Origin of the sequence: Planctomyces sp. SH-PL62 (genome assembly GCF_001610895.1) — a bacterium.
GTDB lineage: Bacteria > Planctomycetota > Planctomycetia > Isosphaerales > Isosphaeraceae > Paludisphaera.
This window is the reverse complement of the sequence record NZ_CP011273.1, coordinates 1210696-1225293: the sequence shown is the minus strand read 5'-3', so window position 1 is coordinate 1225293 and position 14598 is coordinate 1210696. Positions and strand designations below refer to the sequence as shown.

General features: G+C 70.2%; 13 protein-coding genes. All 13 read left to right on the top strand.

The features are described from left to right. Positions 1 to 6 precede the first annotated feature (6 nt). Positions 7 to 1302 (top strand): adenylosuccinate synthase, encoded by a 1296-nt coding sequence (locus tag VT85_RS04775; RefSeq protein ID WP_068421404.1) that lies wholly within the window; start codon positions 7 to 9, stop codon positions 1300 to 1302. 99 nt (positions 1303 to 1401) lie between these two features. Then, entirely contained in the window at positions 1402 to 2214 is an 813-nt protein-coding gene (locus VT85_RS04770) for an isoprenyl transferase (RefSeq protein ID WP_068411277.1), read from the top strand. Between the two features lie 99 nt (positions 2215 to 2313). Beyond that, a complete protein-coding gene (locus VT85_RS04765) occupies positions 2314 to 3225 on the top strand; it encodes a phosphatidate cytidylyltransferase (protein WP_068411271.1) in 912 nt (303 codons plus the stop codon). Between the two features lie 255 nt (positions 3226 to 3480). After that, a complete protein-coding gene (locus VT85_RS04760; RefSeq protein ID WP_231871454.1) occupies positions 3481 to 4398 on the top strand; it encodes a PhoH family protein in 918 nt (305 codons plus the stop codon). Between the two features lie 204 nt (positions 4399 to 4602). Continuing rightward, positions 4603 to 6801 (top strand): HD family phosphohydrolase, encoded by a 2199-nt coding sequence (locus VT85_RS04755; protein ID WP_197491092.1) that lies wholly within the window; start codon positions 4603 to 4605, stop codon positions 6799 to 6801. A 2-nt stretch (positions 6802 to 6803) separates the two neighbouring features. Then, positions 6804 to 7334, top strand: coding sequence for an rRNA maturation RNase YbeY (gene ybeY, locus VT85_RS04750; RefSeq protein ID WP_197491091.1), 531 nt, complete (start codon positions 6804 to 6806; stop codon positions 7332 to 7334). A gap of 40 nt (positions 7335 to 7374) precedes the next feature. Beyond that, complete coding sequence (locus VT85_RS04745; RefSeq protein WP_068411265.1) at positions 7375 to 8667, top strand: hemolysin family protein; 1293 nt, start codon at positions 7375 to 7377, stop codon at positions 8665 to 8667. Between the two features lie 214 nt (positions 8668 to 8881). Continuing rightward, positions 8882 to 9625 (top strand): DNA repair protein RecO, encoded by a 744-nt coding sequence (gene recO / locus VT85_RS04740; RefSeq protein WP_068411262.1) that lies wholly within the window; start codon positions 8882 to 8884, stop codon positions 9623 to 9625. A 73-nt stretch (positions 9626 to 9698) separates the two neighbouring features. Next, positions 9699 to 11018: an outer membrane protein assembly factor BamD gene (gene bamD, locus VT85_RS04735; RefSeq protein ID WP_068411259.1), complete on the top strand. Its 1320-nt coding sequence runs from the start codon at positions 9699 to 9701 to the stop codon at positions 11016 to 11018. An 83-nt stretch (positions 11019 to 11101) separates the two neighbouring features. After that, entirely contained in the window at positions 11102 to 11671 is a 570-nt protein-coding gene (gene lptE / locus VT85_RS04730) for an LPS assembly lipoprotein LptE (RefSeq protein WP_068421390.1), read from the top strand. A 22-nt stretch (positions 11672 to 11693) separates the two neighbouring features. Then, positions 11694 to 12548, top strand: a complete 855-nt coding sequence (folP, locus tag VT85_RS04725) for a dihydropteroate synthase (RefSeq protein WP_068411257.1) — start codon at positions 11694 to 11696, stop codon at positions 12546 to 12548. Next, entirely contained in the window at positions 12541 to 13854 is a 1314-nt protein-coding gene (locus VT85_RS04720; RefSeq protein ID WP_068411254.1) for a glutamate-5-semialdehyde dehydrogenase, read from the top strand. The genes folP and VT85_RS04720 overlap by 8 nt, the downstream gene beginning before the upstream one ends. A gap of 130 nt (positions 13855 to 13984) precedes the next feature. Then, a complete protein-coding gene (locus VT85_RS04715) occupies positions 13985 to 14593 on the top strand; it encodes a hypothetical protein (protein ID WP_068411251.1) in 609 nt (202 codons plus the stop codon). The last annotated feature ends 5 nt before the right edge of the window (positions 14594 to 14598 follow it).

Below are 14598 nucleotides of genomic sequence, written 5' to 3'. Positions count from 1 at the left end.
TGCGCCGTGGGTTCGACGTGCGTTGTCGGCCTCCAATGGGGGGACGAGGCCAAGGGGAAGATCGTGGATTTGCTGTGCGACCACCACGATGTGGTCGTGCGGTATCAGGGGGGGGCCAACGCCGGCCATACGGTCGTCCATGAGGGGATGACGTACAAACTCTCCCTGGTGCCGACGGGCATCCTCCGCGAGAACGTCGAGGCCGTCATCGCCAACGGCGTGGTGATCCATCCCCCGGCCTTGCTGAAGGAGATGGACTCGCTCCGGGCGCAGGGGGTGAAGTTCGAGGGCCGCCTGCACATCAGCGATCGCGCCCACGTGATCCTCCCCTACCACCTGGCCGAGGAGCGGCTGACCGAGGAGTCGACCTCGGCCGCCGACCACCTGGGGACGACCCGACGGGGCATCGGCCCCTGCTACAAGGACAAGGTCGGCCGGGTCCACGGCGTCCGGGTCGCCGACCTGTATCGGCCGGCGGACCTTCGCGAGCGGCTGGGTCGGATCGTCGACTTCAAGAATCGCCTGCTGACCGCGATGCTCCCCGATTTCGAGCCGTTCGACGCCGCCGAGGTGGCCGAGGAGTACCTCGGCTACGCCGAGCAGCTCCGGCCGTTCGTCTGCGACGCCACGTCCAAGCTCCACGAGGCCGTCGCCGCGGGCCGCCGCGTGATGTTCGAGGGGGCGCAGGGCTCGCTGCTCGACGTCGACCACGGCAGTTATCCCTACGTGACCAGTTCGAGCAGCAGCGCGGTCGGGACGGCGCCGGGCTCGGGCGTGCCGTCGCGCTGCATCGACCGCTGGATCGGCGTCGTCAAGGCGTACACGACCCGAGTGGGCGGGGGCCCGTTCCCCACCGAGCAGGACAACGAGGTCGGCGAACGGATCCGCCGCGTCGGCCGCGAATACGGGACCGTCACCGGGCGCCCCCGGCGCTGCGGCTGGTTCGACGCCGTGGCCGTGCGCTACTCGTCCCGCGTGAGCGGGTCGACCGAACTCGCCGTCATGCTGCTCGACGTCCTCAGCGGAATCGAGGAGCTGCAGGTCGCCGTCTCGTACGAGCTGGACGGCCGCAAGCTCGACGTCCTGCCGGCCTCGCTGGCCGATCTGGAGCGCTGCCGCCCCGTCTACGAGACCCTGCCGGGCTGGACCGAAGACCTGACCGCCGCCCGGAACTGGGACGACCTTCCCAAGGCGGCGCGCGACTACGTCGAGTACCTGGGCCGGATCGTCGGCGTCCCTGCGGGGATCGTTTCCGTCGGCCCCGACCGCCGCCAGACGATCATGGTTCCCCGCGACCGCTGAGCGCCGAGGGAGGCGTCGGCCTGGGCTCGCCGCTTCGGGCGACCCGGCCGCGCCGCCGACGGCATGACCCCCCCGGATGGAATGGGCTGAAGGCGACTCATGCGAGCAGATGAGCAACCCCCGCTGAACATCACCGAGGAAGGCCGGGCCCGGCTGCAAGACTGGGGATTGAAGCCCGAGCAGCTCCCCCGACACGTCGCCGTGATCATGGACGGCAACGGCCGCTGGGCGCAGAAGCGGGGTTTCCCCCGAGTCGTCGGCCACCGCCGGGGAATCCAGAGCGTCCGGGCCGTGGTCGAGGAGGGCGTCCGGCTGGGGCTCGAACAGCTCACGCTCTACTGCCTCTCCGTGGAGAACTGGAAGCGGCCCCCCCGCGAGCTGCGGTTCCTGATGCGACTGCTCCGGCGATTCCTGGTCGTCGAGCGGGCCGAGCTGATGGCGCAGAACGTCCGGCTGCGGGTGATCGGCCGCCGCGAGGGGCTCCCCCCGGAGGTCCTCGAGGAGATCGACCGCACCGTCGCGGAGACCGCCGCCAACACCGGCATGATCCTCCGACTGGCGATCAACTACGGCGGCCGGACCGAGATCGTCGACGCCGTCCGGCGACTCGCCGAGGAGGTCCGCGCCGGGCGGCTCGCCCCCGCCGACATCGACGAGGCGAGCGTCTCCGGCCTGCTGGAGACCGCCGGCTCGGCCGACCCCGACCTCCTGATCCGCACCGCGGGCGAGATGCGGATCAGCAACTTCCTGCTCTGGCAGGTCTCCTACACCGAGCTCTGGGTCACCCCGACCCTCTGGCCCGACTTCCGCGGCGCCGACCTGCTCCGGGCCTGCGCCGATTTCGCCGCGAGAGAGCGGAAGTTCGGCGGCCTGCCCGCCTCCTCCTTGGCCGCCGGGACCCCGGCGGGTTAGACTGGCATCGTCGTCGCGGCCGGCCGGGAGGACGCGTTTTCCCCCGGCCTCGGATCGCGGACGCGTCCCCATTGGACCCTCTCGCCCCCGCTGGGATACATGCTGCGCACCCGCGTCGTCAGCGGCGTCCTGATCGTCGCCGCTCTGGTCCTGCTCCTCGCCGTCGACCAGGCCCTCGCCCCCTGGTTCCCGCTCTGGTTCCTCCTCTCCGCCTTCGCGATGGGAGCGGCGGCGCGCGAGCTGATCGCGCTCATGGAGGCGACTCCGTCGCGGCCCTACCCGCCGGTCGTCTTCGGCGGACTGCTGGCGATCCTCGCGGCCGACTGGGTCCCCCACGTCGTCGCGACCTGCCGCAGCGCCGAGCGGATCTCGGGGATCGTCCACGGGCCGGACGCGGCGGTCGCCGTGCTCGCCTGGCCGTTCCTGAGCTTCACGGCGGTGTTGATGGCCGCGTTCGTGGCCGAGAGCCTGCGATTCGACAAGCCGGGCCGGGCCGTCGCCTCGATCGCCGGGACGATCCTGATCGTCGCCTACGTCGGGCTCCTGGGGAGCTTCCTCGTCCAGATGCGCTGGCTCGACGGTTGCAAGCACGGCCTGGTCCCGCTGGCCTTCCTGATCGCGACCGCCAAGGGGGCCGACGTGGGGGCGTACACCATCGGGCGGCTGGCGGGGCGTCACAAGCTCTGGCCCGAGATCAGCCCGAACAAGACGGTCGAGGGGGCGATCGGCGGCCTGGCCTTCGCGCTGGCGGCGGCGCTGCTCGTCGAGTGGGTCGCCACGACCCATGTGGGGGTCACCGCGCTGGGCTGGCCCGGCGCGGCGGGCTTCGGGCTCGTGATCGGCGTCGTCGCCCAGGTCGGCGACCTGATGGAGTCGATGATCAAGCGCGACTGCCGTCGGAAAGACGCCTCGGCCGCGGTCCCCGGCTTCGGGGGCGTGCTCGACGTCCTGGACTCCCTGCTCTTCGCCGCTCCCGTCGCCTACGGGCTCTGGGCCTGCCTCGGCCCCTGATCGGGCGAGATCGGTCTTTCTCTTGATTCGACCCGTATTGTTTTCGCCGGGCGCATTGATAGCATAGTATACGGATGGGGCCGGTTGGTTCGAGACCGCGAAGCTCGAGGATCGAGCCGACGCGGACGTCTCGACGCGGCCGGCGAAAGGGGAGGCATGCCAGAAGTCACCATTGCGCTCGAGGGCCAGGGCGAGGAGCTCGCGGTCTTTGGCAGTCGCGATCAACATCTCCGCCAAATTCGCGACGCTCTCGGGGTGAAGGTTCTGGCCCGGCACGGCGAGGTCCGCGTCGAGGGGGACCCCACCCGCGTGGAGCAGGCTCGCGAGATCTTCGAGGGGCTGCGCTCCCTCTACCGGTCGCGCCGGGCCGTCCTCTCCACCGACGTGGCCGACCTGATCGACCGGATCGTGATGGTCCCGGCCGACGCGACGACCGTCGAGATCCGCGAGGGGAACCGCGTGGTCCGGCCACGCACCGGCGGCCAGAATCGCTACTTGCAGGCCCTCCGCGACAACGAGCTGGTCCTCTGCGTGGGCCCGGCCGGCACCGGCAAGACCTACCTCGCGGTCTCCACGGCCGTCTCCGCGCTCCGCCAGGGCCGGATCAAGAAGATCGTGCTGGTCCGCCCGGCCGTGGAGGCCGGCGAGCACCTGGGCTTCCTGCCCGGCGACCTGGAGGCGAAGATCAACCCCTACCTCCGCCCCCTGCTCGACGCCCTGCACGACCTGATGCCCTACGATCAGATCCGCCGCTACATGGACAACGACCTGATCGAGATCGCCCCCCTCGCGTACATGCGGGGACGGACCCTGAACGACGCCGCCATCATCCTCGACGAGGGCCAGAACGCCACCGTCTCGCAGATGAAGATGTTCCTGACCCGCATGGGCCAGAACTCGCGGATCATCGTCACCGGGGACGTCACCCAGGTCGACCTGCCGCCGGCCACCCCGAGCGGCCTCGCCGACGCGGTCGAACGGCTGTCCAAGGTCCCCGGCGTCGCCGCCGTCACGCTCGACCGGACCGACATCGTGCGCCACCCTCTCGTCCAGGCGATCGTCGACGCCTACGAGGCCGTCGAGACGCCCCCCGCCGACTACGAGGAGCGGCTCGGCACCCCGGCCCGGCCCCACCACCCCGCGGCGGCCCCGACGGACGTCGAGAGCGAGTGACGAGATGACGAGCCCCTCCAAACTCCTGAAACGAGCCTTCGTCGGCAAGGTCGACGACCCGCCTTCGGGGATCGAACGCAGGGCGCTCGGGGCCGCGTGGCTCCGGCGCGGATCAGCGCGGCGCGCCTCGTGCGATGGCCGCGGCGAGTTGAGTCGCCATCAATGAGCATTGGTAAACGGCGCCCGAAGCCTAATCGGGCCCAATTGCGGACCTTCCCTAGCGTCTCGCTCCAGCAGAGTCGGCTCGCCAAGCAGCGGGCGCGGCTCGTGAGCTTTTCGCTGATCGCGCTGACGGTCCTGGTGACCTCGGCGATCGTCCACGGCTCCGGCCCCCCGTTCGTCTACCGGCTGGGCCAGCGTCCCGAGCGCGAGATCCGGGTCAAGGTCAAGGAGTTCCGGATCCGGAACCAGACCAAGACCAGCAACGAGCGCCAGGCCGCCGCCGACCAGGTCCCGCTGGTCATGATCAACGACCCCGCGCCGATCAAGGATCTGGCCGAACGGCTGGACGACCTGACGGTGACCATCGCCAAGTCGCAGCGGTTCGAGGACGTCGACCCGATCCTGATCTCGACCTGGAAGCTCCAGCCCGAGGCCTACCTCGACATCAAGTCGGCCACCGACACGCCGCAGCGCCGGGACAACCTGCACGTCCAGCTCGCCAAGGCCTTCGAGCCCTTGCTGGACGCCGGCGTCCTCGGCCCCGGGGCCCTCCCCCGGAACGAGGAGTCGAGCCGCACGCTCTCGGTGCGGGACGTCGGCCAGGCGGCCGACGAGGCCCGGATCTTCCCCCGCGAGCGCGTGGTCCCGGAGCGGATCGTCAAGCCCGACGGCGCGGTGGCTCGCGACTTCATCGCCGCGTTCACCCCCAGCCGGGTCGGCGAGACCCTGTTCCAGCTCGTCGCCGACCGCCTCGACGGCCGCCCGACCCTCACCTTCGATCAGGAGGAGACCGCCCGCCTCCGCGAGCTCGCCCGCGACGCCGTGGGCGAGCGCTACGACCCGTTCCGCGAAGGGCAGGTCCTCGTCGAGCAAGGCCAGGCGATCGGCGAGGAGCAGCTCATCCTGCTGCGGATGGAGCACGACACGGCCATCGCCGAGCTGACCTTCGCCGAGAAGCTCCAGCGAGCCTTCGGCGTCCTGGCCCTGGTCTCGTCGCTGTTCATCCTGGCGGGCTTCTACGTGGCGCGGCATGAGCGGCTGATCGCCGCCGACCTGGGGCGGATCGCCACGCTCTGCGCCCTGGTGGTCCTCTGCCTGGGGATCGTCCGGCTGCTGGCCAACCAGTCCTGGAACGCCGACCTGATCCCGGTGGCGGCGGCGGCGATGATCCTGGCGATCGCCTACAACCCCGGCTTCGGCCTGATGGCGACGTTCTCCCTCTCGATCCTGACCTGCATGGCGCTGGGGACCGGCATCTCCCACTTCCTGATCCTGATGGGGGGGACCGCCGCCGGCGTCCTGGGGCTCAACGACGTCCGGACGCGGACCAAGTTGATCAAGGTGGGGGCGACCTCGGCGGGGGTCTACATGATCCTCACCTGGGCGGCCGGGCTCTGGGAGCACCAGCCGATCGAGCTGATCCGCAGCGACGCCTTCTGGCGCGCCGGCTGGGGCCTGATGGCCGGCTTCTTCATGGGGGGGAGCCTCCCGTTCCTGGAGAACGCCTTCGGGATCGTCACCGGCATCAGCCTGCTGGAACTGGGGGACAACACCCACCCCCTGCTCCAGGAACTGGTCCGCCGCGCCCCGGGGACGCACAACCACTCGATCACCGTCGGGGCCATCGCCGAGGCGGCGGCCGAGCGGATCGGGGCGAACGGCCTCCTGGTGCGGATCGGGGCCTATTTCCACGACATCGGCAAGATGCTCAAGCCCCACTACTTCATCGAGAACCAGGTCGGCTCGACGAACCGCCACGCCAATCTCGCGCCCGCGATGAGCACCCTGATCATCATCGGCCACGTCAAGGACGGCGTCGACCTCGGCCGCCAGCATCACCTGCCCGAGCGGATCATCGACCTGATCGAGCAGCACCACGGCACGACCCTGGTGGAGTATTTCTACCACGAGGCCAACCGCCGCAACGGCGGCAACCCCGACGCCGCGCTGATCCAGGAGAGCGCCTTCCGCTACCCCGGCCCCAAGCCCCAGACCAAGGAGGCCGGCATCCTGATGATGTCCGACTGCGTGGAGAGCGCCAGCCGGACCCTGTCGGAGCCGACCCCGTCCCGGATCGAGGGCCTGGTCAGCGAGCTGATCGACAAGCGGCTCCGCGACGGCCAGTTCGACGAGTCGGGCCTCACCCTCCGCGAGATCGCCGAGATCCGCGACAGTCTGGTCAAGTCGCTGATCGGCATCTACCACGGCCGCGTCAAGTATCCCGAACAGAGGACCGCCTGACCTTGAACCCGACCGACGACCAGGACCTGGAGTTCGAAGACGAGGCCGAGGGCCCCCCCCTCGAGGACTTCGAGGTCGACGTCAGCGACTCCCAGACTCACGTCCCGATCGACCCCCAGGCCGCGCGTCGGCTGGTCGAGACGGTGCTTCGCGGCGAGGGGGTGGCGGCGGCCTCGATCTCGCTCGCCTTCGTCGACGACCCGACCATCCATCGGGTCAACCGCGAGTACCTCGACCACGACGAGCCGACCGACGTGATCTCGTTCGTCCTCTCCGACGAAGGAGACGACCGCCTCTCGGGCGAGCTCGTCGTGTCGACCCAGACCGCCGCGCGCGTGGCCTCGGAAGTCGGCGCGGAGCCCTGGAACGAGGTCGCCCTGTACCTCGTCCACGGCCTGCTCCACCTCTGCGGCTGCGACGACCTGGACGAGGCCTCCGCGGCCGAGATGCGCGCCCGGGAAGCGGCCGCCCTGGCCCGCGCCGGGCTGGCGAACCCCTTCCCCCTGGCCGCCGGCCCCCGCCCCGCTCCTTGACCCCGAACGACCCCGACCCTAACCCCGGAGATCCTCGCGCGTGGACGGGCCGAACTGGACCTGGATCGTCTTTCTCTGCACGCCCGTCTATCTCGTGCACCTGGTCGCGATCGCCTTGACCGAGGCGCTCCAATCGTTCTCGCGGAGCCGGCTCGAAGAGCTGACGGAAGCCCGGGGACGGCCGGAGCGGGCCGAGGAGATCGACCACCTGGACGTCCGCACCGAGCGCGCCGCCGAGTCGGCGGCCGTCGTGACCGGCCTCTTGCTGGCGACGACCGCCGGCGTCGTGCTGGGCCGCCAGGGCGCGATCGGGTCCCAGGCGTCTTTGACGCTGCTGATCGCCCTCGTCGGCCTGGGAGGCTACATCGCGGCGGGGGTCGTGGGGCGGATCTTCGCCGAGTCGATCCTGGACCACCTCTGGCCCGCGACGGCCCCGCTCCGGGCCGCCGCGCTGCCGTTCACGGCCGCCGGCTCGGCGCTGGAATGGCTGGTGGAATGGATCGTCGGCAACGACGAGATCGGCAGCCGGCCGGCGAGCGTCGAGGTCGAGGTCCCCGGGGACCTGGAAGACGACGAGGACCAGGAGCCCGAGATCCCCGAACAGGCCCGCGACCTGATCGGGAACGTCGTCGAGCTGACCCGCACGTCGGCCTCGGAGATCATGCAGCCCCGCTCGGCCATGGTCATGCTGCCGTCCACCGTCTCCGACCGCGAGGCGGCCGAGGCGTTCCGCCAGAGCGGCCGCAGCCGAATCCCCCTCTACGGCCGCGACCGCGACGACGTCGTGGGCGTCCTGCTGGTCAAGGACCTGCTCGACCACATGGTCGCCGCCGGCCCGGGCGAGACCGTCGTCCCCGCCGGGATCGCCCGCGAGGCCTATTGCGTCCCCGAGTCCAAGAACGCCTTCCGACTCCTGGAGGACATGCGGTTCCGACGCGCGCCGATGGCCGTCGTCCTCGACGAGTACGGCGGCGTGGCGGGCCTGGTCACGATGGAAGACCTCGTCGAGCAGCTCATCGGGCCGATCCACGACGAGCACGACGTCCCGAGCACGGAGGACCCGGTCGTGCCGCTGGGCGACTCCGCGTTCGAGGTCGACGCCGGCGTCGAGATCGAGGAGCTGAACGAGCGGTTCGGCGTCCACCTGCCGACCGACGAGGACTACCAGACCCTCGGCGGCCTGGCGCTCCACGCCCTGGGCCGACTCCCCGAACCCGGCGCGAGCTTCCGTCGAGACGGCGTCGAGTTCACGATCCTCGCCGTCGGCGACCGCTCCATCCGTCGCATCAAGATGAACCTCGAGCCCGCCCCGGAAACCGCCCCGGGAAGCTGAGCGCGGGCCTCGAAAACTCGCCGAACAAAGCCAATTTCCGCCCCCCTCGACGATCACCAAACATCATCATGGCAAGGGTTTCCGTCGTGGGTTCAGATTTCGGCTCCTGCGCGATCAAAGCCAATCGAACGGACCTCCCCTCGGGACGATGATCCGGTACAATTGAATAGGAGTGGTCGTCCCGGAGAGTCCTTCAGGTGGGAGGAGACGGACCTTGCCCGCGAATCGTTCGCTGGCGCTGGTGGTGCGCACGGTCGACGTCTTCGAGACCAGTTTGGTCGTGACCTTGTTCACGCGCGAGCTGGGGAAGGTGGCGGCGTTGGCCAAGGGGGGGCGGCGGCTGAAGTCGCCGTTCCAGGGTGGCCTTGACCTGCTGGGCGTATCGGATATCGTGCTGCTGCCCAAGGCGTCGGAGTCCCTCGATCTTCTGACCGAGGCCGCGCCCGTGGAGCGGTTCCCCTGTCTGCGCCGCGATCTGGCGGCCCTGTATGCCGGCTATTACATCGCCGAACTGCTGACCGACCTGACGGACTATCACGACCCGCACCCCAAGCTGTTCGACGCGGCGAGGATCACCTTGCGGCATCTGGGCGACCCGGGATTGCGGGCGCGGCGGGTCCTTCGGTTCGAGCTGGCGTGCCTGCGGGAGATCGGCCTGATGCCGGTCCTCGATCGGTGCGCCCATTGCGGCGAACCGCTGGGCGACGAGGATCCGTTGGCGTTCGGGCCGGCGACGGGGGGGACCCTGTGTCCGGCCTGCCGTCCGGGCCATCCCCACGTGATGTCGGCGTCGCGGCGGACGATCGAGGGCCTTCGGGCCCTCGCCAGCCCGGGCGACGCGTGGCGGGAGATGGGGATGGGGGGCTCGGAACTCGCGACCGTCAGGCAGACGGTGGGCGCCGTCGTCAGTCACGTCCTGGGCCACCGACCGCGGGTCTGGCCCTTCCTGGGAGTCTGAGCCGATGAACCCGGCACGATGGATCGTCGGCCACTCCGCCAATCGTCAACCCGGGATTCGAGGACGGGAATCCATGAGCCGATCGTCTCGATGGCCGCTCGCCGCCAGGGTCGCCTCCGTGGCGCTGATCGTGGGATCGGCCGCGGGCTGCCAGAGCTTCAGCGTCCCGTTCGCGCAATGGCGGGCGACCTACGATTCGGGCCTCGCCAAGCCGATCGGCGAGGCCGAGCTGGCGCGGGCCAAGACCGAGAAGCTGGCCGACTCCGACACGCTCCTGAAGCGCTGGCTGAGCCCCCGCGACCCCGAAGCCGGCTCGGACGAGAAGACGGTCGGCGACCGCGACTCCTCGGGCAAGGTCCTGGGCTCCAACGGCTGGTCGCCGTTCGCGAAGCCCAAGATCGACCCCGACGCCCAGAAGGAGCTGGACGACGCCTTCGCGCGGTACGAGGCCGGCGACCTCGCCGCCGCCGAGGCCGCGTTCGCCAAGATCGCCAAGGCCCGCAAGGAATCCCCCTGGGGCGAGAAGGCCCAGTTCTACCTGGCCGAGACCCAGTTCAAGCGCAAGAAATACGTCGCCGCCCACGAGAGCTTCGAGCGGCTGGCCTCGGACTACCCCGGCACCCAGCGGATGGACGACCTGGTGAGCCGCGAGTATGAGATCGCCCAGATCTGGATGGCCCAGAGCGACCCCAAGGCCAAAGCCGAGCAGAAGCTCCCCTGGTACTCCCACTTCAACGGCCAGCAGCCCCTCATCGACACCCGAGGCATGGGCCTGAAGGCCCTGGAGCACGTCCGCCACCACGCGCCCGACGGCCCCCTCGCCGACGACGCCGTGATGCAGATCGCCGGCTACCACATGACCAACGCCGACTACGAGTCCGCGGCGATCTACTACGACGAGATGATCACGACCCACCCCAAGAGCCCGTTCCTGCACGAGGCCCACATGGCCGCGATCGACGCCCGCGTCAAGGGCTACCTCGGCCCCGACTACGACGGCGAGGGGCTCGAGCAGGCCCGCGACCTGGTCCGCAAGACCATGCAGACCTTCCCCGACAAGCCGGAGGGCCAGGAGGGGCTCTACCACACCCTCGACCTGATCAACGATCAGGAGGCCGAGCGGACGTACAACGTGGGCGCGTACTACAAGAAGATCGGCAAGGTCGCCTCGGCCGAGTATTACTTCGGCAAGATCCCCCAGCGCTGGCCGGAGAGCCCCTGGGCCGTGAAGGCCAAGAGCGACCTGGCCTCGCTCGCCAAGCAGCCGCGCAAGTCGTCGCTCCCCAGCAAGATGATGGCCCAGCCAGGCGCCAACGACCCCTACTACAGCGCGGGGGCCGGCGGCATGAACGCCATGGGCGGCATGGGGATGTCGCCCGGCGGCATGATGTGATCGAAAGCCGATGGACGGCCCCGGCGTCCGCGTCGCCCCGTCGACGCGGGCCGGGCTTCAAGGCCCAGGAAGAGGCGGAATTCATGTTCGGACGTCATCACCGATCGGACCTCGCGGCGCGGGCGCCCGGCCTGCGACCGGCCGCCTGGGCCCTGCTGGCGATCATCGGCCTCTCGACGGCGGGCTGCGGCTACAACTTCCGCGCCCCCTACGACAAGAGCGTCCAGACGGTCTTCGTCCCGATGTTCAAGTCGCAGACCTTCACCCGCGACGTCGAGAAGATGCTGACCGAGATGATCCAGAAGGAGATCGGCCGCCGCACCCCCTACCGGATCGTCGACAACCTCGAGGACGCCGACACGATCCTCAGCGGCGTGGTTAACTTCGCGGACAAGAACATCGTCGTCGAGAGCCCGTTCAACCTCCCTCGCCAGCTCACCCGGACGGTGAACGTCAGCGTCAACTGGCTGCACAACCCGCCCACCACCTCCGAGAAGATGCGGCAGCCGACGATCATCTCCGAGACCGTGAACTTCGTTCCCGAGGTCGGCGAGACCTCGCTCACGGCCCTGAATTCGGTCTGCCAGAGACTCGCCGCCCAGGTGGTCGATATGATGGAACAGCCGTGGTACACCGAGGAAGACCTGAAGTGACGCGATCGCCCGGGAGCCGTTCATGAATCGCCGCTGGGAGGCCGCCGGCCGCCCCCTCATCGCCGACGCCGTCCCCAAGGTCATGGGGATCGTCAACGTCACGCCCGACAGCTTCTCCGACGGCGGCCGATGGTTCTCCATCGAGGCCGCCGTCGAACACGCGCTGAAGCTCGTCGAGGAAGGGGCCGACATCCTCGACGTCGGCGGCGAATCGACCCGGCCGGGCTCCGAGATCGTCCCGGCCGCCGAGGAGATCCGCCGGGTCGTCCCGGTGATCGAGCAGCTCGCCGCCGCCACGTCCGTCCCCATCTCCATCGACACGATGAAGCCCGAGGTCGCCCGCGAGGCGACCCGCGCCGGGGCCTGCATCATCAACGACGTCTCGGGCCTGCGCGACGAGGAGACGGCCCGCGTCGCCGTCGAATCCGGCGCCGCCGTCGTCGTCATGCACATGCAGGGCACGCCCCAGACCATGCAGGACGCGCCGCGGTACGACGACGTCGTCGAGGAGGTCCTCGCCTACCTCGCCGAGCGGGTCGACTGGTGCACCAACGTCATGGGAATCCCGAGGGAACGGATCGCGATCGACCCGGGGATCGGCTTCGGCAAGACCTATGAGCACCACCTGGAGCTCTTGCGGAACCTCGGTCGATTCGGGACGCTGGAGTGCGCGATGCTGCTGGGCGTCTCCCGAAAGGGGATGCTCAAGACCATGACCGGCCGCGGCCTGGACCAGCGGCTCGCCGCCTCGGTCGTCTGCTCGCTCGCCGGCTGCACCCTGGGCGCGCAGGTCGTGCGGGTCCACGACGTCGGCCCGATGGTCGACGCGATCAAGGTCTGGAATCTCGTCAGGGGCTGGGGGACGGACGATGTCTGAGGCGGGGACGGTGATCGAGGCCGAGGGACGGGACGGTGGCGCGGCGGCCGGGGAACTGGAGGCGCTGTGTCGCGGCCTGGCCGAGCGGGCCAAGGCGGCGGCGCGCAAGCTGGCGACGGTCGGCCCCGGCGCCAAGGACGCCTGGCTCGCCGCAGCGGCCGAGGCCCTCGCCTGCCGGACCGACGAGATCCTGGCGGCCAACGCCCTCGACGTCGAGGCCGCGCCGGGGCTGGGGCTGAACGCGGCGGCCGTCGATCGGCTCACGCTCACGCCCGAGCGGATCGACGAGATGGCGGCCAGCCTCCGGGAAGTCGCCGCCCTGGCCGACCCGATCGGCGAGGTCGTGCGGTCCGGCCGACGCCCCAACGGGCTCGACGCCGTCCAGGTCCGCGTGCCGCTCGGCGTGGTCTTCATGATCTACGAGAGCCGGCCCAACGTCACGATCGACGCCGCCGCCATCTGTCTCAAGAGCGGCAACGCGGCCATCCTCCGGGGAGGCAAGGAGGCGATCCACTCCAACCGGGCGCTTCACCGCGTGCTCGCCGACGAGCTGGCCCGCCACGGCCTCCCCGAGTACGCCGTCCAGCTCGTCCCGACGACCGACCGCGCGGCCGTCGGCCGCCTGCTCGCCCTCCCGGAGTTCATCGATCTGGCCATCCCGAGGGGGGGCGAGGGGCTGATCCGCCGCGTCGTCGCCGAGGCGAAGATGCCGGTCATGAAGCACTACCAGGGCATCTGCGCCGTTTATGTGGACGAGGCCGCCGATCCCGAGGTCGCCACCCGGATCATCGTCAACGCCAAGGCCCAGCGCCCGGGGGTCTGCAACGCGGCCGAGACCCTGCTCGTCCACCGCGCCATCGCCCCGTCCTGGCTCCCCAAGGCCGCCGAGGCCCTCAAGGCGGCCGGCGTCGCCCTCCGCGCCGACTCCCGGGCCCGCGCGATCGTCCCCGACGCCTCCCCCGCCTCCGACGCCGACTGGGACACCGAATTCCTCGACAAGATCCTGGCGGTCCGGGTCGTCGACTCGCTCGACGAGGCGGTCGACCACATCGGCCGCCACGGCTCGTCCCATACCGAGGCCATCGTCACCCGCGATCTCGCCGCCGCCCGCAGGTTCGTCGCCCAGGTCGACAGCGCCGCCGTGATGGTCAACGCCAGCACTCGGTTCAATGACGGCGGCCAGCTCGGCCTCGGCGCCGAGATCGGCATCAGCACCGACAAGTACCACGCCCGAGGCCCCTGCGGCCTCCGCGAACTGACCTCCACCAAGTGGATCGTCTACGGCGACGGCCAGGTCCGCGAGTAGGCCGGCGCCACGTCAAGTCCGCCCTCGTCGCATCGAAATCGCCCTCCGGGATCGACAAGCGGGTTTTGCGCGGCAAAACTCTCTTGTAGGTCCCGGCGCGACCGAGAGACGACACCACGAGGGCGAACCGATGCAGGCGCGAAGAACGCGGGCGATCCGTCCCAACGGCGAGCAGATGGAGGGCCGGCTCCTGACCGCCGCCTTCCCGTCGATGCGCGCGGCCATGGCCGAGCGCGCCATGCTCCGCAACCGCCCGATCGACCCCGCGCTTCGGACGCCCCCCCGACGCGCGCCCGGCGTGACCGTACCGGGCCCCAACGGCCCCAGGACGACCATCGGCGCGGGCTTCCTGGGCAACCAGGGCCCACGCATCAACCGCCCGGTCGCGCCGGCGCCGGTCGCCAACGTCAACTACGGCCTGATCACGATCACCAACACGACCGAGGCCACGATCACCTTCAGCGTCTCGGCCTCCACCTTTGAGAACGGCCGGTTCTACGACTTCACGCTCAAGGCCGGCCAGAGCCAGGTCTACTTCTCCCGGTTCGGCGGCCCCTTCGACAGCGCCCCCACCTTCCAGGCGAGCTTCGACACCGCCGAGCGCCGAAACGCGATCCAGCTCGCCGAGGTGAACACGGTCTACGCCTCGACTCGTTGGGTTCCGTCCGACCCGAGCCTGGGCCGGCCCTACGCCATCGTCGCCGACGCCGGCGGCCTGCACATCGTCCCCGTCTCCTGATCCCC

Bases quoted from the DNA above. Each gene is read 5' to 3' on its own strand.
- VT85_RS04770 (WP_068411277.1), top strand. From the start codon at position 1,402: ATGCGAGCAGATGAGCAACCCCCGCTGAACATCACCGAGGAAGGCCGG.
- VT85_RS04765 (WP_068411271.1), top strand. From the start codon at position 2,314: ATGCTGCGCACCCGCGTCGTCAGCGGCGTCCTGATCGTCGCCGCTCTG.
- bamD (WP_068411259.1), top strand. From the start codon at position 9,699: ATGAGCCGATCGTCTCGATGGCCGCTCGCCGCCAGGGTCGCCTCCGTG.
- lptE (WP_068421390.1), top strand. From the start codon at position 11,102: ATGTTCGGACGTCATCACCGATCGGACCTCGCGGCGCGGGCGCCCGGC.
- folP (WP_068411257.1), top strand. From the start codon at position 11,694: ATGAATCGCCGCTGGGAGGCCGCCGGCCGCCCCCTCATCGCCGACGCC.
- VT85_RS04720 (WP_068411254.1), top strand. From the start codon at position 12,541: ATGTCTGAGGCGGGGACGGTGATCGAGGCCGAGGGACGGGACGGTGGC.
- VT85_RS04715 (WP_068411251.1), top strand. From the start codon at position 13,985: ATGCAGGCGCGAAGAACGCGGGCGATCCGTCCCAACGGCGAGCAGATG.